This is a genomic window from Bacillus cereus group sp. N11 (assembly GCF_016483605.1).
GTDB classification, from domain to species: Bacteria; Bacillota; Bacilli; order Bacillales; family Bacillaceae_G; genus Bacillus_A; species Bacillus_A toyonensis.
The window spans coordinates 192017-208745 of the sequence record NZ_JAEHBN010000011.1 but is presented as its reverse complement, the minus strand read 5'-3'; the positions used below and the strand labels follow the sequence as shown (position 1 = coordinate 208745).

Genomic DNA, 16729 nt, shown 5'->3' with positions numbered 1-16729 from the left:
GGATCAAACTCTCCAATAAAGTTAGTTTGTCTAGCATCTAAAAATAAAAATTGACGTTTCACGTTGTTTGTTTCGTTCAGTTTTCAAAGAACTTGTCCGCCGCTTCATAAGCGACTTCATCATATTAACATCTTCATTTTTCGATGTCAACAATGTTTCTTAATTTCTTTTTGTCGTTTTCTGCGTTTCCGCATCAGCGACGTTTATTAATATACCATCGTGATTTCGAAATAACAAGTACTTTTTATAAAAAAAACAAAAAAATCACCTATCCTACTTTCTTCTATGTAAGGACTCCTTATCCTCTCTACTGAAAACAGGTATTTTGATTGTATACCAATACACTCCGAGCAACCAAACTGTAGGTCACAATAACTTCTCAGATTTTCATTCTCTTCTATATTAAAGTTCATAATCATTTACTCCCTATAGAATAACGATATAAATTAGCCGTAAGAAACGAATCAATCCACATTAAAAAGCAATTCGAACGAACAATTTCCTCCCCCATCAAAAATTGCACTTTATACAAATAATACAATCTCACCAAAAACATTAACTTAAGATTGTTGTTAGAATTTTTTTACATTTAATTAATGAAAAATATCCATTTTTTGTTATATAGTAAGAGAGTGCCCACAAAACTATAAATACTAATGGAGGAATTATCTTATGGATAGGTTAACAAAATTTTCATTAAAAAACCGAGCTGCTATTATTATCATGGTTTTTCTCATTTCCATACTCGGTGTTTATTCCGGCTCTAAATTACCTATGGAATTTTTACCAAGCATCGATAACCCTGCAATAACTGTCACAACATTATCTCAAGGGCTCGATGCTGAAACGATGACTAAAGACGTAACTGATCCCCTTGAAAAACAGTTTCGTAATTTAGAACATATTGATGGCATCATTTCCTCCACACACGAAGGATTATCACGCATCGACATTGCATATACATCCAAGGCAAATATGAAAGATGCAGCACGCGAAGTCGAAAAAGCAATTAATACGATTAAATTACCTAAAGATGTAACTAAACCTGTAGTTAGCCAATTAAATACTTCTATGATTCCACTCGCTCAAATTACCATTCAGAAGCAAAATGGATTTTCAAAAGCTGACGAAAAACAAATCGAGAAAGAAATCGTACCACAACTCGAAAGCATTGATGGTGTTGCCAATGTCATGTTTTTCGGAAAATCAACTTCCGAATTATCCATCGTTCTTGATCCTAACAAACTAAAAGATAAAAACGTAACATCAGAGCAAGTATTAAAAGTTGTACAGGGAAAAGAAACTTCCACTCCCACTGGAGCAATTACTGTTAATAAAGAAGAATACAATCTTCGTGTCATCGGGGAAGTAAAAAATATAAATGAGATTAAAAACATCACCGTAGCACCTCAAGTGAAATTGCAAGATATTGCTCAAATTGAACTGAAACAAAACTACGATACAATATCACACATAAACGGAGAAGAAGGAACAGGATTAATCATCATGAAAGAGCCGAGTAAAAACGCGGTTGCAATTGGAAAAGAGATTGATAAAAAAATTAAAGACATAAGTAAGCAATATAAAGATCAGTTTTCTATTAAACTTTTAGCCTCAACTCATGAACAAGTTGAAAATGCTGTTACTAGTATGGGAAAAGAAGTAATCCTTGGCGCAATCGCCGCTACTCTAATTATCTTAATCTTTTTGCGTAACTTCCGAACGACACTCATCGCTGTTGTCAGTATTCCATTATCTATTTTATTAACACTCTTTTTACTACACCAATCTAACATCACACTTAACATTTTAACTCTCGGTGGCTTAGCAGTTGCAGTTGGACGTCTCGTCGATGATAGTATCGTTGTCATTGAAAATATTTTTCGCCGTTTACAAAAAGAACCTTTCTCTAAAGATATTATTATCGATGCAACGAAAGAGGTTGCCGTCGCAATCACTTCTTCTACTTTAACAACGGTCGCTGTTTTTTTACCTATCGGCCTCGTATCAGGAGTAATCGGAAAATTAATGTTACCTATGGTATTAGCAGTTGTATATTCTATCCTTTCTTCTTTAATCGTCGCATTAACAGTTGTTCCACTTATGGCTTTTTTACTACTCAAAAAAACAAAGCATCGCAAGCCGAGCTCTTCACCACGATATGTAGCTACATTAAAGTGGGCTCTTTCTCATAAATTTATTATTCTACTAACTTCATTTTTATTATTTGCGGGATCAATCGCTGCATATATATTACTACCAAAATCGAACATAAAGTCCGAAGATGATACAATGTTATCCGTTAATATGACGTTTCCAGCTGATTATAATTCTGAATCTCAAAAACAAAAAGCCTTTGACTTCGAAAAGAAACTACTCTCTAATCCTGATGTAACAGATGTTATTTTACGAATGGGATCTAGCGCAGAAGATGCACAATGGGGGCAAACGACTAAAAATAATCTTGCCAGTATATTTGTAGTCTTCAAAAAGGGGTCTAATATCGACCAATATATTAAAGACTTAAAGAAAGATCATAAATCTTTTGAACCTGCCGAACTTGATTATATAAAAACGAGTTATTCAAGCTCTGGTGGGGGTAACAATTTACAATTTAACGTAACTGCTACTAACGAAACGAATCTAAAAAAAGCCGCTAACATCGCCGAAACCAAACTAAAGAGTATGGATGCTCTCTCTAAAGTAAAAACGAATTTAGAAGACTCTAAGAAAGAATGGCAAATTCATATTGATCAAACAAAAGCCGAACAATTAGGTTTAACCCCAGAATTAGCAGCACAACAAGTAGCATTCCTTATGAAGAAATCGCCTATTGGTGAAATTTCAATTAACAATGAAAAAACTACTATTATGATAGAGCACAAAAAAGAAAATATTAATAAACAAACAGATATTTTAAACGCAAACATACTGTCACCTATTAACGGACCAATTCCTTTAAAGGACATTGCAACTATTTCAGAAAAACAACTTCAAACAGAAATTTTCCATAAAGACGGAAAAGAAACAATTCAAATTACTGCTGAAGCCTCAAGTGAAGATTTAAGTAAAGTAAGCGCAGAAGTAAACAATGCGATAACCAACTTAGATTTACCTAGTGGAGCAAAAGTAAATATCGCCGGCGCCACTGAATCTATGCAAGAGAACTTCACAGATTTATTCAAAATCATGGGGATTGCAATTGGGATTGTATATTTAATTATGGTTATCACCTTTGGGCAAGCGCGTGCTCCTTTTGCAATTTTATTCTCCTTACCATTAGCTGCTGTCGGTGGTATTTTAGGATTAATCATTTCAAGAACACCTGTCGATATAAATTCTTTAATTGGCGCATTAATGTTAATTGGGATTGTCGTCACAAATGCAATTGTATTAATAGAAAGAGTGCAACAAAATCGAGAAAATGGCATGGAAACAAGGGACGCCTTACTAGAAGCTGGGTCCACGAGACTTCGTCCAATTATTATGACAGCTGTAACAACAATCGTTGCTATGCTCCCTCTCCTATTCGGTCAATCTCAAGCAGGGAGTATGGTATCAAAAAGTTTGGCAGTTGTTGTAATCGGCGGTTTGGCAGTCTCAACTGTTCTTACATTAGTAGTCGTTCCTGTTATGTACGAATTACTGGATAAAATCGGTAGAAAAAGACGTTCACGCAGAAAAATCAGTACTTCTACAGAAACACCTGATATTTAAAGTAAAAAGGCGTTATCTTCACGAATGAAGATAACGCCTTTTCTTTACCTACCCATATAATCCATCCTTCTTTTGCGCATATCGCTCTATAGGTTGACCAAAGTCTACAATAAGATATTCGTTATTTGAAGGTCTTTTACTCCCCCCCTTTATATCCATTTCTTCTATATTAAAATACAAAAAGAACCCCCTACTTATAAATAGAGAGTTCTTCTTTATAACTTATGCCGCTTTTACCTTCTTCGTCGTTTTACTTTTTCTTTTCGTTCCTGTAAAACGCTTATGCAATACAGATGCTATCAGGCGTGAAATAACATTGAATAGTAATACCATAATAATTAATACAGCTGCAGATTTTGTCGCAATCAACTTCGCATCCGGGATAATCCCTTCAGAATTCAACTTCCAAATATGAACCGCTAACGTTTCAGCTGGTCTAAATGGATTTAAAGGATGCGCAGGACTTGAGAAGTCCGCTGCTGAATTTAAAATTGGAGATGTTAAACCCGCTGTGTAAATTAATGCCGCTGCTTCACCAAATATACGGCCAGCCGCTAAAATAACACCTGTAATAATTTGCGGTAATGACGACGGGATAATAATACGCGCGATCGTTTGCCACTTTGTCGCACCTAATCCAAGACTCGCCTCTTTTACATTATGAGGAACTTCTGAAATCGCATTTTCACAAACACGCGTTAAACCTGGTAAGTTTAAAATAGTTAAAGCTAAAGCACCACCCATTACCGTGTATCCCCAGCCTGTCATTGTAACGAACACTAACAAACCGAATAAACCAACAACAATAGAAGGTAAAGACGCCATTGTTTCAATACATAAACGAACAAAACTTAAAAATCGACCTTGTTTTGCATACTCCGCTAAATATATTCCAGCACCTAATCCAAGAGGAATAGATATAATAAGCGTTATAACAAGCATATAGAAGGAATTGAATAACTGCGGACCAATCCCACCACCAGCTCTTGTATTGCTTGGTTCTCCAAACAAGAAATTAGGATCCCAAAATCCCCATCCCTTTTGTAAAATTTCAAACACTAAGAACACTAGCAAAGCTACAACTAAAGCCGCAACCGCATAAAAGATACCTGTCCAAACTTTATTTACCGTTCTTGCATTCATTATTATCGCTCACCTCTTTGACCAATCGCTCGAATTACTAAAATAAACAGGAATGAAATAACAAGCAAAATCATCGCTAATGTCCATAGCGCATTGTTCCAAGCTGTTCCGTTCAATGTATTCGTCATATCCATTGTCAGAATACCCGTTAACGTTGCTGTTGGACTATATATTCCTTCTGGTAATTTAATCGTGTTCCCGATTACCATTTGAACCGCTAACGCTTCACCAAAAGCACGCGCTAATCCTAAAACTATACCTGTTAAAATCCCCTGTTTTGCAGCAGGAACAATCACTCGACTAATCGCTTGCCATTTCGTTGATCCTAGACCATAAGAAGCTTCTAAATAATCAAATGGAACAGAGCGTATTGCATCAGAAGCGATACTAGCAATAGTAGGTAATATCATAATACTTAGGACAATAATACCCGCAATTAAACTAAAGCCCACTCCTCCAAACGAATCACGTAATAGTGGCACTAAAATCGTAACCCCTAATAACCCGTATACAACTGAAGGAATACCAACTAATAGTTCTAAAACAGGCTTCAATACTTTATTTCCGAACTTCGGCGAAATTAAATTCATAAATATAGCAAGAGCTATAGCAATTGGCGCACTAATAATAACTGCACCTATCGAAACCAATGTTGAACCTATAATAAAAATTACAGCTCCGAAGGTTCCTTCTTCAGCATTCGGATTCCATTTTGTCGATGTTAATACCTCAGTAAATGAGATACCACTTTGCGTAAAAGATTGAATTCCTTTACCACAAATAAACGCAATAATAGCTAATGTAACTAAAACAATAAAAATACCACAAAACGTAACGAGTGATCTTCCTATATATTCACTCTTTACGTAATTTATTTGTTTTTTCCCCTTCATCACAGGACAGACCCCACTTCATAAATTGAAATGAACAGGACTGACCTTGCAGCCAGCCCCATAAATTTTATTACTTATTTAATTTAGACATCGGAATGTAACCCATATCTTCTACTTGCTTTTCGAAATCTTTACCTTTTACATAGTCAATGTAAGCTTTTGTTGCTTCTTTTGCCTCACCTTTTGTTACCATGTACTCGTAAGACCAGAATGGATATTTACCAGCAGCGATGTTCTCAACTTTTGGTTCAGATCCATCAATTTTAACCGTTTGTAGCGCACCTTTTTTCTCACCAACCATGTAAGACATTGCTAAGTAACTCACTGAACCTGGAGTAGAGTTAATCGCTTGCTCTACAGCACCATTAGAATCTTGTGTTGTACCAGTTCCATCATTAATTTTCGCGTCTTTCATCACTGTCTTTTCAAAAGTAGCACGTGTACCAGATGAAGCTGGACGGTTAATTACGTTGATTTTTTCGTCTTTCCCGCCAACCTCTTTCCAATTCGTTACTTTTCCAGTGAAGATATCTTGTACTTGTTGTACTGTTAAGTTATCAACTTTTACATCTTTATTTACGACAAGCGCGAATGCGATACCCGCAACTTTGTTATCTACTAATTCTTTTGCTTTATCAGCATCTTTTATTTTATCTCCAGATGGAACATCCGAATTACCAATTTGTACTGCACCAGATGCTACTTGGTTAATCCCTGTTCCACTACCGCCACCTTGAACTTGAATAGAAACTTTTGAATTTTTCTCCATGAATTTCTTTCCAGCTTCCTCTGCAAGAGGTTGAAGCGCTGTAGAACCTGCAGCTGCAATCGTACCTGACAATTCTTGTTTTGCATTATCGCTTCCTTTAGCATTATCTTTACTAGCTGTATCTTCTGCTTTCCCACATCCAACTAATGCTCCTGCTACCACTAAAGCTGCTAAAGAAAATTTAATACCCTTTTTCATAACCATGTCTTGTACCCCCATTTGGATTATCACTTTTCACATTCGTCTACTTTTTTCGAACACAAATTCATTGTAGGACAACAATATTATGTGAGTGTTAAGCAATTTTTAATTTTAAGTAAATGGCGATAATAATCCTAAAAAGCTAGGAATCCCAACATTTGTAGTTAAAGAACCCAACAAAATCCACACTAAACGAGCTGTAATGTAAATTTATTCTTAATAATGTAAACTCAATGTAAATGTTTTTCTTTCTTTTCACCTTTTAGTTAAAAATATATTTACAAATCCACTATATTTTTAACTTTTACAATCTCATTTTATTTACATTAAACAGAATTTCAGTATTTTTTTTTAGTACAACTAAATAAATTGGAACAATTCTAAAAATAATTGAATATTTTTAAAGTACTAATTGACAGCATCATTCAATGTAGTCTACTATATTAGTAGCAAAAAGTTTACCTAAGGAAACTTTTTAAACTTAAACTAACAATATAGAGATGAGGTAACTTTTATGGTATCGGCTAATACAAGACCACTTTCTGCATTTAAAACAGGAGAGTTTGTACAAATTGAGAAGATACAATTAGAAGGAACTATGAAACGACGTTTATTAGATCTAGGGTTTATCCCTGGGGCAACGATTAAAGTATTACAGCGCAGTCCACTTGGAGATCCGGTCGCTTATCAAGTAAGCAATACAACTATTGCACTGCGTAAAGAAGAAAGCTCCCTTATTTTCGGGGTATTAATAGGAGATGATTTCAGATGAGCAACCACCGTATTGCTTTAGCTGGCAACCCGAATACCGGGAAAAGTACATTATTTAATACTTTAACAGGCTTAAAACAACATACTGGAAACTGGACGGGAAAAACTGTTTTAAAGGCCGAAGGGGAATATGAACATAACGGAAATAAATATACATTAATAGATTTACCTGGAACTTACTCACTATATTCAAACTCTGCGGATGAAGAAGTGGCGAGAGATTATATTATCTTTGAAAAGCCAGAAGTCACTGTAGTTGTTATAGACGCAACTGCTATGGAGAGAAATTTAAATTTAGCACTCCAAGTGATGGAAATGACGAGCAGCGTAGTTATTTGTATTAACTTAATTGATGAAGCTGAGAAAAAAGGCATCGTTATTGATGAAAAGAAATTAGCAACATCACTCGGTGTACCGGTAGTGAAGATTTCAGCTCGAAACCGAATTGGTATCGGGCATTTACTAAATGTCATTGCTAAAGTAGCAAATAAAAAACTAATTCCAACACCAATTAAAATTACTTACAGCGAAAAAATCGAAAATATGATTCAGGAATTAGAACCACAAATTTATAAAGTGTTCGGTGATGCGTATCCAGCACGCTGGATTGCGTTACGTATATTAGATGGGGATAAAAATTTCTTAACTACACTTCAAAAACACCATAATGAACCACTTGTAAGGGAGGTCGTAATAAATGGAATCTCACTCAGCCAGTAAAGCTCTTCCATTGGACTATATTATTCAACATGCACAAACACTATCAAAAGAAGATATACGAGATGATATTGTCGGAGATATTTACCGAACATCTGCAAGCATATGTAAAGAATCTGTTCAATATACAAATACTGATAAATTGTATCGTTCTGAAAAACTAGATAAAATTTTCACATCTCCAATTTGGGGATTTCCAATTATGCTAGGTATTTTATCTATTATCTTTTATCTTACAATTGCAGGCGCTAACGTACCATCTGATATGATTGCTGAGTTCTTTGGATGGGTAGAAGGATATTTAACATCTTGGTTCCAAGCAATGCATTCACCTGAATGGTTACATGGTATTTTAATACTTGGTTTATTCCGTGGTATCGGTGCTGTTATTAGCGTTATGTTACCACCTATGGCAATCTTTTTCCCTATGTTCGCACTATTAGAAAACTACGGATACTTACCACGTGTTGCGTTTAATATGGATCGTTTATTTAAGCGATCTGGTGCTCATGGTAAACAATCTTTAACAATGGCAATGGGATTCGGTTGTAATGCAGCTGCTATTATGTCAACGCGTATTATCGAATCGCCACGTGAACGTATGCTTGCTATCTTAACAAACAACTTCGTTCCATGTAACGGTCGCTGGCCTACGTTAATTTTAATGGCTTCACTATTTATGGCTGCTGGTTATACAGGTAGTATGCAAACATTTGTTACCGCTGGCGTTGTAGTTGGAATGGTTGTAATTGGTGTTATTATGACGTTAACCGTTTCTTGGGTACTATCGAAAACAGCTTTAAAAGGTGTTCCAACTCACTACACACTTGAGTTACCACCGTACCGTAAGCCAAAAATTTGGAATACAATTGTACGTGCAACACTCGATAAATCCATCTATGTTTTAAAACGAGCTATAGTTGTAGCTGCTCCTGCCGCTGCATTAACTTGGTTACTCGCTAATATTTTCATCGGTGACACAAGCCTGCTTATGTATTTTGTAAACTTCCTAGATCCATTCGCTAAAATGTTAGGACTTGACGGCTTTATTCTAGCTGCATTCATTCTTGGACTACCAGCTAACGAAATTGTTATTCCGATTTTATTAATGTCTTACTTATCAACTGGATCTTTAACTGAAATAGATGATTTTAATCAGATTAAAAATCTATTCTTAGAAAACGGTTGGACTTGGTTAACAGCGTTAAACACAATGTTGTTCTCCCTTCTTCATTTCCCGTGCGGAACGACACTAGTTAACATATATAAAGAAACAAAAAGTGCAAAATGGACATTCTTATCATTTGCAATCCCTACCGTTATCGCCATTGTTGTTACATTCCTCTCTACACAATTGGTACATTGGTTAGGGCTAGTATAAAGTGAAATTTTACTCAGTAGGGGCTTGTATTAGCCCTCACTAATCGGGCGTGTACGGGCAGTTGACTTCCTATCTAATACCTTGCTTCCACCGATTTTTTTAGGTAAGAGTCTTACTGCCCATTAACGCGGGAGAAAAACAAAGCATACATAGAAGGTATCCCCCTTCACATATGCTTTGCGCGAAAGAAACCTGAAAATCATTCAGGTTTCTTTTTTTCTTTCCACGGTTGCGCTCCATACGTTGTGAGTTTTTTATGGATGAAGTATATGGTTCCCGGAAGAACCGCCATTAATATCGTGCAACTAATTCCTAATCCAGTAAACAACTTTCATCACCTTATTTCACTCTCTTCGGTAAAGCTGAACCTGAATGTTCAATTATCGGATGAACATGAACAGTAATTTCAGCATCACTAAAATAATTCTGACCTTGATCCCAATTCTTACTTATTTTTTTCCACTCTTTATAATTATGTCTCTTATACACTTCTCCTAATTCTAATACATCTACCTTATATTTTTTTTGAACAAGCTTAATCGATTTTTGAATGCGTTTCTCCATTTCCTCCGAAATATCCTTCTCTAAACGCTTTTCATTCAAAACCTTTTTATGATCACTAAAGTGCAACTCCGCCAATGTGCCTTCCAGCGATATGTGAATATCAAACTTTGGTTTTGTAGCATTCATTGTGGATACTTTAATTTTCCGACGCAGCTTATGAATTTCATATGTAATAAGTTGGTCCTTTTTACGAATGGTAAAAAAACCTCCAATTTTTTTACCTATTATATAATTCATTCCTAATGTTTCTTCCCCACCCAAAATACCTACACACTTATTATCCTTCCCGCGAAACAACGCTGCCCCGTTCATTTGTACCCCTTGTTTTGTTAGTTCGAGAATAGGTAATACAAAACTCCGATTGGAAATCATCTTTTCCTGTACTTCACCAATTCTTGCAGCCTCAATCATTTGGGCATTTTTCGGAGGGTGTTCAGCTAACATATCGATATACTGCGCTGGCAAATTTTCAGGCTTGGCACTCTGCTTTAAAATAGCTTCTGCATTTTTCTTAGAAACGAACAAACGAATATTCCTTCTCATTTCATGATCGCGAATATATACATCTAACGTATTTTGCAAAACATATGGATTCGCTAGTAAATCTTTAGAAAAAATAATCACTTGTATATGCGGAAAGAATAATGAACGACTAATTTTTTTGGCGATAATTCGGATTTGCTCAAAGACACTATCTGCTTTCGCACTAACATTAATATAATTTTCTCCATCTCCATCACCTTGTCCACCTTGTTGCGACAATTTACTGGGCAGTACCATCTGATACGTCCCTTTCATAATTGGATTTGCTTTCTTTGCCTTTACAATATCGTAAGCTGCACCTACTACAAATCCTCTTTCTTCTATTTCTTCTAACTCAGAGCACCCACTTATAGATCCAGCTAAAACCATAACCATTATTATTTTAAGAAGGTGTTTCATTTTTACCATTCCTTCTTTTTATTTTATATACAATAAAAACTAACAAAGGCGCTAACACGACAAACCCCATATCTATCCAAGCTAAATAAGTCCCATAACTTGACAATTCCTTCAAATTACTAGGTATCATATTCACCATAAAAATAATCGGGGCACTTACAAAAATGAAAATATGTTTCTTCACTTTCGGAAACATAGCACAAAATAATAAAGATGCGACGTCATAATACATTGCTGTCGTGTTATAAATAGTAATAATCCAAGTAGTAAAAAAAATTGCATCAAATCTTTCTAAAAACCCTCCACCAATTTCAATTTCTTTTCCTAGTTCAATTGTTGGATATGTCAATCCACGTGTTGTCATATATGTAAAAACACTAATACAAGTTACATAAATTAAAATGTATGACAATACGTTCACCATCACCGCTTTTGCAACTGCCATTGGCGCTTTTTTCGCTGCCTTATCGTTCAACAACACAGCATAAAACAGAGCTACCTCAAATCCGATGAATGTAAAAATAGAATTTTTAACTCCTACAGCATATTGACTGACATTCGTTTGAAAAGCCGGTAGTAAATTATCTATTTCCATTAAGTTCACATTCAATAAAGAAAGAAGCACTATCGCAATTAAAACAATTGGCAAGAATAGAACATTTAACCTTAATAAAGCCGCTCTCGATCCAGCTACTCCATAAATAACAACTAATAAGAAGAAGAAAGACAATAGCTGTATTGGTGTATCACTAAATAAATATGTTTGTGAAATAACCGCAATCATTCGCGATTCATATGCTGTCAAAGCTGCAAATGTTAATACTAAGATGCTACTAATTGTGTATGCAACAGGTTTCGTCAAATGCGCACTCGTATATTGAACAAAGTTTTGTTTTGGGAATAAAATAGCTACCCTCGTTACAAACCAACCTAAAACCGCACATATCAATCCACCCAAAAGTAAAATAATCCAACCGTCCGAAAATAAAGTTTGATCAGCAATATCTCTCGGCATAGACAATGCCCCTATACCAATAATGGTTGACGATACCGCAAACCCAATTTCCCGAGATCCAATCTCTTCATCGCCATACTCAAATGGTTTCAATTATTTTCGCTCCTTTGGACGTATTGTAGAATCTTTTGTTTGTAAATATTCCGGTCTCTCTTTCAACATCGATTTTGGCATACGAATAAGTTCTTCTTTCCAATCTTTATAAAATGCAGGAGCAATAGGCGTTGTATAAGGAATACCAACACTCTTTAAATTCGTAATATGAATCGCAAGTGAAATAAGAGCTAAAATGATTCCGTACAATCCAAAAGCAGTTGCTGCTAATACAAAAACAAAAAGTAAAATTCGAAACGTAATTGTAATGCTATATACAGGCAGTGAAAATGTAGCAATTGCAGTAACTGCAATAATAATAACTAAGAACGGATTTACAATCCCTGCATTCACCGCCGCTTCCCCAATTACAAGCCCGCCTACAATCCCAATTGTTTGTCCCATCGGTTTTGGCAATCTAATTCCTGCTTCTCGTATTAACTCCATCGTTAATGCCATCATTAATGTTTCAATATATGCCGGAAATGGTACCCCTTCTCTGGCTCCCGCAATAGAATAAGCTAGTTTAGATGGGATAAGCCCTTGATGATATGATACAAGTGCTACATACATAGCTGGTAGCAAAACTGCCATTATACCAGAAACCATCCGTAAAACTCTCAATAACGTTCCAATCACCCAGCGCTCATAATGATCTTCGACAGATTGAAAAATATCAACAAATACAAGTGGAGCTATAAGAGCAAACGGTGATCCGTCCACCAAAATAGCTGCCTTTCCTTTCGCTAATGAAGCCACAATATTATCAGGTCTTTCCGTATTTAAAAACTGCGGAAAGGGTGACAAATTATTATCTTGAATTAATTGCTCAATCGTTCCCGTCTCAAAAATGACATCTGTCACTATGGATTGAAGACGCCGATCTAGTTCTTTTACAATATACGGATTAATAATATCTTCTATATATACTAAGGTTACTTCTTTCTGCGATCGTTTCCCCATAATATAAGATTGAAACCGTAACTTCGGATCACGTAAACCACGGCGAATTAACATTTTATTTACATTAATATCTTCATTTAACCCAACTCTTGGTCCACGTATTAAATCTTCTGTCACTGGAGGCTCCAGACTTCTTTTCTCCCAAGCTCTACTGTTAACAACAATAGCCGTTTGAATATTATCAATTAATATAACTGTATCTCCCGCTAAAATCGCATTTATAATATCCGGAAATGTTGTTTTCATACCGACTTCTGCGATAGAAATAAAGCGATCCAATAACGTTTGAACAATAGATGCTTCTTTTTTTATTTCTTCATATTGAAGCGTACGAACTACATATTTATAAACATTATCCTTATCTGTTAACCCACATAAAAAAATAACAGCGCAGCGCGTTAAACTACCAGCAAGAGCAACTTCTCTAATTGTTAAATCATTAGGTGAACCTAACTCATCTCTAATTTCCTCCATAACTTCAAACAAGTTACCTTCTAACTCTAACAATTCCCCCACCTAACTTCCTTTTCAACAAGTTTTTAGTTAGATTCCGCTAATAGAAGAAAATATATACAAAAAAGAGCTATCTCTTTTCAAAGATAGCTCTCGTGCACAGGTTATTTTTCTACTATTATATTGTCTGTTTTTATAGATACTCTTTTCGTAATCCCACTCACTACAAACATCACAATCATATTCATTAATAATGCGATTATACCTACGTTTAAATCTTTTATATACTGCGGGAAACTCGGAAACATCGTAGCTATAGTGGAACCAGATAAGGTAATATATGCAACAACTAACAGACCAATCGCCATTCCTGCAATCGCCCCTTGCTTCGTAATAATTTGACGTGGAAACAAACTACATACAAGTGCAGGGAAAAGTTGCGTTACAATACTGTATCCCATTAAAAGGAGAGCTCCTATTGTTTCTCCTCCTTTAAATGTAAATAAAACTGCTATAAACGTTACTACAGGCACAAATAATTTTGCTACTTTAGCCACTTGTCTATCTGAAGCAGATGGGATCATCGTTCGGTAAATATTTTTCGCTAACAATGTAGACGCGGCCATAACAAGCATGGATGCTGGAACTAATGCCGTTAATACCCCAGCACTACCAATAATTCCAATAAACCAAGGATCAAAAGTTTGTAAAGCAAGACGGAATAATGAAAGATCTACATCTGCTCCCTTTAATCCAGGAACTTGCAGGATAGCAGCAAACCCTGCAAAAAATACGAAAAGTAAAACTAAAGAGTACAATGGCATAATTGCCGCATTTTTACGAAATACTTTTTCATTTTTAGCAGAGAAAGCAGAAGCAAATGTATGAGGCCACATATAAAAACCTAGGGCCGTTAATATAATAGTAGAAACAAACCAAGAAATACTCATCCCTTCTTCAGGTAAAGATAAAAATCCTGGTTTCGCAGCTTCTACAGCTTCGAACATCGGCTGAAACCCTCCGTAATAATGATACGGTAAATATATACCTAAAAACATAACAATAAACAGGATCATAATGTCCTTCAAAGCGGCTGTCCAAGCTGATCCATGTATACCTGAAACCATTACATATATAGTTATAACAATAGCACCAATCCATACTGCAACAACGGGTGATACCCTTCCATAAGAAGCTTCTGAAACGATAATCCCCAATCCCTTCAACTGTAAAACAAGATATGGGATGATGGAAACAACACCAACAATTGAAACAATTAATCCAAGCGCTTTACTTCTATATTTCTTCGCAAAAAAATCTGGCTGTGAAACAAGGTTATGTTCTTTCGCATATTTCCAAATTGGCGGTAATAAGAAATACGATAAAATATAAGCTAGTGCGCCATAACCTAAAATATAAAAAGTAGGCGCTCCTTTACTATACGCCCATCCACTTCCTCCTAAAAATGTGAATGTCGTATAAATTTCGCCTGCCATAAGGAGAAATACGAAAATCGTTCCAAATCCTCTTCCTCCAACTGACCATTGCTCTAAATTCATATCTTTTCCACGCTGCGCCCGAATACCTAAAAATAGCGCTAGAAATAAGAATAAAATAATGATAAATAATGCTGTCATTCCATATCCCCCTTATTAGCAGGATCGAATACGTACACAATACCCATACAAAGAGAGGTAATAAGCACCGATAATAATACCCAAAATAATAAAAATGGCATCCCTAGTACGTAAGGAGTGACCGAATTTGCAAATACTGGTCCAACTACTAAACAAAGAACGGGAATAAGCGCTAGCACGTGTATTTTCTTCATCTCATTCTCCTTTATTTATGAAATTCATAATGGATGATACAAACACTTCCACGCCAATCGGCAGTGCATCTTCGTCAATCGTAAAACGAGGATGGTGATGAGGATATATAATTCCCTTCTCTTTATTTCCTGCTCCGATAAAAAAGAATGTCCCTGGTGCCTTTTGTAAAAATGCTGAAAAATCTTCTCCAGCCATCGTTGGTTGTAAACGAACAACCCTGTCTCGTCCATAAAGTTGCAATGCCGTGCGTTCAATAAGCTCTGTAACTTCATAATCATTTACAACTGGTCGGTATCCATATTCATAAAAAAATGTATATTTCGCTCCGTAAGATTCTGTAATATACTTTACAATCCGTTCAATCTTCCCCTCTGTTTCTTCTCTCAACTCATGTCTTAAACTCCGCACTGTTCCTTCAATTTCCGCTTGTTCTGGAATCACATTATGGGTTGTCCCGGCATGAAATTGCGTAACAGATACTACGAGAGAATCTAACGGATTCGTGAGGCGAGATACAATTTGCTGAAGTTGTGAAACAACTTGTGTACCGATTGCAATACTATCAATAGTTTCATGAGGGATTCCAGCATGCCCACCCTTGCCCTCAATCGTAATTTTAAAAACATCCGGCGCAGCCATTGCCGCACCATAAATTACACCTATTTTACCAACCTCTAACGACGCCCACAGGTGAGCACCAATAATATAATCCACACCTTCCATTACCCCCGCTGCAACCATTTCCTCTGCACCACCAGGAAAATTTTCTTCTGCATGTTGGAATAGAAAACGAATCTCCCCTTTAACCTTCTCTCTTTCCTCTACTAACTTATGTACCACACCAAGTAATATCGCCATATGTCCATCATGACCACATGCATGCATCACACCTTGATGTGTCGAAATAAAATCAAAATCATTTTCTTCATGAATAGGAAGAGCATCCATATCAGCCCGGACCGCAATTGTTTTACCGGGCTGTTTACCTACTAACTTTGCCATCACACTATATTGAGTCGGTCGTGACACTTCTAAATATGGGATTTTTTGAAGTATGTCGAACACAAACTGCGATGTTTTCTCTTCTTGAAAAGATAACTCTGGATACTTATGAAAATGCCTTCTCCACTCAACCAACTGATTTTTTGACAAAACAAGTTCCTTTGCAACATCCATTTCTCTTCTCTCCTTCTTCACCAAGTTAAATGTTATTATAACGCGAATTATTAACTTTTAAAAGAATATTCCGAATTTTCCGTGTTATAGACTTAAAAA

Annotated in this window: 13 protein-coding genes; 4 read left to right on the top strand and 9 right to left on the bottom strand. The window is 35.9% G+C overall.

The genetic code is table 11. The annotated features are described in order from the left end of the window. Positions 1-672 precede the first annotated feature (672 nt). Complete coding sequence (locus JDS98_RS19255) at positions 673-3717, top strand: efflux RND transporter permease subunit (protein ID WP_199634214.1); 3045 nt, start codon at positions 673-675, stop codon at positions 3715-3717. A gap of 222 nt (positions 3718-3939) precedes the next feature. Here the strand turns inward: JDS98_RS19255 and pstA are convergent, their stop codons facing one another. The 3 genes from pstA to JDS98_RS19240 form a co-directional block, all read right to left on the bottom strand. Continuing rightward, entirely contained in the window at positions 3940-4860 is a 921-nt protein-coding gene (gene pstA / locus JDS98_RS19250; RefSeq protein WP_000994143.1) for a phosphate ABC transporter permease PstA, read from the bottom strand. Between the two features lie 2 nt (positions 4861-4862). Further along, a complete protein-coding gene (gene pstC, locus JDS98_RS19245) occupies positions 4863-5753 on the bottom strand; it encodes a phosphate ABC transporter permease subunit PstC (protein WP_199634213.1) in 891 nt (296 codons plus the stop codon). Between the two features lie 70 nt (positions 5754-5823). Continuing rightward, positions 5824-6726: a phosphate ABC transporter substrate-binding protein PstS family protein gene (locus tag JDS98_RS19240; protein ID WP_000245100.1), complete on the bottom strand. Its 903-nt coding sequence runs from the start codon at positions 6724-6726 to the stop codon at positions 5824-5826. A gap of 511 nt (positions 6727-7237) precedes the next feature. Between JDS98_RS19240 and JDS98_RS19235 the strand changes: the two genes are divergently transcribed. Genes JDS98_RS19235 through JDS98_RS19225 form a run of 3 tightly spaced genes read left to right on the top strand, consistent with a single transcriptional unit; the run spans position 7238 to position 9592 of the window. Next, on the top strand, positions 7238-7495 hold the full coding sequence (locus JDS98_RS19235) for a FeoA family protein (protein ID WP_000252995.1): 258 nt from the start codon (positions 7238-7240) through the stop codon (positions 7493-7495). Next, positions 7492-8214, top strand: coding sequence for a FeoB small GTPase domain-containing protein (locus tag JDS98_RS19230; protein WP_000064957.1), 723 nt, complete (start codon positions 7492-7494; stop codon positions 8212-8214). The genes JDS98_RS19235 and JDS98_RS19230 overlap by 4 nt, the downstream gene beginning before the upstream one ends. Then, positions 8192-9592, top strand: a complete 1401-nt coding sequence (locus JDS98_RS19225; protein ID WP_000443614.1) for a nucleoside recognition domain-containing protein — start codon at positions 8192-8194, stop codon at positions 9590-9592. Before JDS98_RS19230 ends, JDS98_RS19225 begins: the two co-directional genes overlap by 23 nt. A gap of 339 nt (positions 9593-9931) precedes the next feature. Here JDS98_RS19225 and JDS98_RS19220 read toward each other — a convergent pair whose 3' ends face one another. The 6 genes from JDS98_RS19220 to JDS98_RS19195 all read right to left on the bottom strand — a co-directional run bounded on the left by JDS98_RS19220 (position 9932) and on the right by JDS98_RS19195 (position 16630). Beyond that, the gene (locus JDS98_RS19220) at positions 9932-11098 is read right to left on the bottom strand and encodes a Ger(x)C family spore germination protein (RefSeq protein WP_141554649.1); all 1167 of its coding nucleotides are present in this window, start codon (positions 11096-11098) and stop codon (positions 9932-9934) included. After that, on the bottom strand, positions 11082-12206 hold the full coding sequence (gene gerLB, locus JDS98_RS19215; protein WP_000801987.1) for a spore germination protein GerLB: 1125 nt from the start codon (positions 12204-12206) through the stop codon (positions 11082-11084). Before gerLB ends, JDS98_RS19220 begins: the two co-directional genes overlap by 17 nt. Beyond that, positions 12207-13685: a spore germination protein GerLA gene (gene gerLA, locus JDS98_RS19210; RefSeq protein WP_002042673.1), complete on the bottom strand. Its 1479-nt coding sequence runs from the start codon at positions 13683-13685 to the stop codon at positions 12207-12209. Between the two features lie 101 nt (positions 13686-13786). After that, positions 13787-15259, bottom strand: a complete 1473-nt coding sequence (locus JDS98_RS19205; protein WP_000125691.1) for a sodium:solute symporter family protein — start codon at positions 15257-15259, stop codon at positions 13787-13789. Next, the gene (locus JDS98_RS19200) at positions 15256-15453 is read right to left on the bottom strand and encodes a DUF3311 domain-containing protein (protein WP_000719865.1); all 198 of its coding nucleotides are present in this window, start codon (positions 15451-15453) and stop codon (positions 15256-15258) included. The genes JDS98_RS19205 and JDS98_RS19200 overlap by 4 nt, the downstream gene beginning before the upstream one ends. Position 15454: 1 nt before the next feature. After that, entirely contained in the window at positions 15455-16630 is a 1176-nt protein-coding gene (locus JDS98_RS19195) for an amidohydrolase (RefSeq protein ID WP_199634212.1), read from the bottom strand. Positions 16631-16729 lie beyond the last annotated feature (99 nt).

Excerpts from the sequence above, each read along its gene's own strand:
- JDS98_RS19235 (WP_000252995.1), top strand. The coding sequence starts at position 7,238 with ATGGTATCGGCTAATACAAGACCACTTTCTGCATTTAAAACAGGAGAG.
- JDS98_RS19195 (WP_199634212.1), bottom strand. The coding sequence starts at position 16,630 with ATGGATGTTGCAAAGGAACTTGTTTTGTCAAAAAATCAGTTGGTTGAG.
- JDS98_RS19255 (WP_199634214.1), top strand. The coding sequence starts at position 673 with ATGGATAGGTTAACAAAATTTTCATTAAAAAACCGAGCTGCTATTATT.
- JDS98_RS19220 (WP_141554649.1), bottom strand. The coding sequence starts at position 11,098 with ATGAAACACCTTCTTAAAATAATAATGGTTATGGTTTTAGCTGGATCT.
- pstA (WP_000994143.1), bottom strand. The coding sequence starts at position 4,860 with ATGAATGCAAGAACGGTAAATAAAGTTTGGACAGGTATCTTTTATGCG.
- JDS98_RS19200 (WP_000719865.1), bottom strand. The coding sequence starts at position 15,453 with ATGAAGAAAATACACGTGCTAGCGCTTATTCCCGTTCTTTGTTTAGTA.
- JDS98_RS19205 (WP_000125691.1), bottom strand. The coding sequence starts at position 15,259 with ATGACAGCATTATTTATCATTATTTTATTCTTATTTCTAGCGCTATTT.
- JDS98_RS19230 (WP_000064957.1), top strand. The coding sequence starts at position 7,492 with ATGAGCAACCACCGTATTGCTTTAGCTGGCAACCCGAATACCGGGAAA.
- JDS98_RS19240 (WP_000245100.1), bottom strand. The coding sequence starts at position 6,726 with ATGGTTATGAAAAAGGGTATTAAATTTTCTTTAGCAGCTTTAGTGGTA.
- JDS98_RS19225 (WP_000443614.1), top strand. The coding sequence starts at position 8,192 with ATGGAATCTCACTCAGCCAGTAAAGCTCTTCCATTGGACTATATTATT.
- pstC (WP_199634213.1), bottom strand. The coding sequence starts at position 5,753 with ATGAAGGGGAAAAAACAAATAAATTACGTAAAGAGTGAATATATAGGA.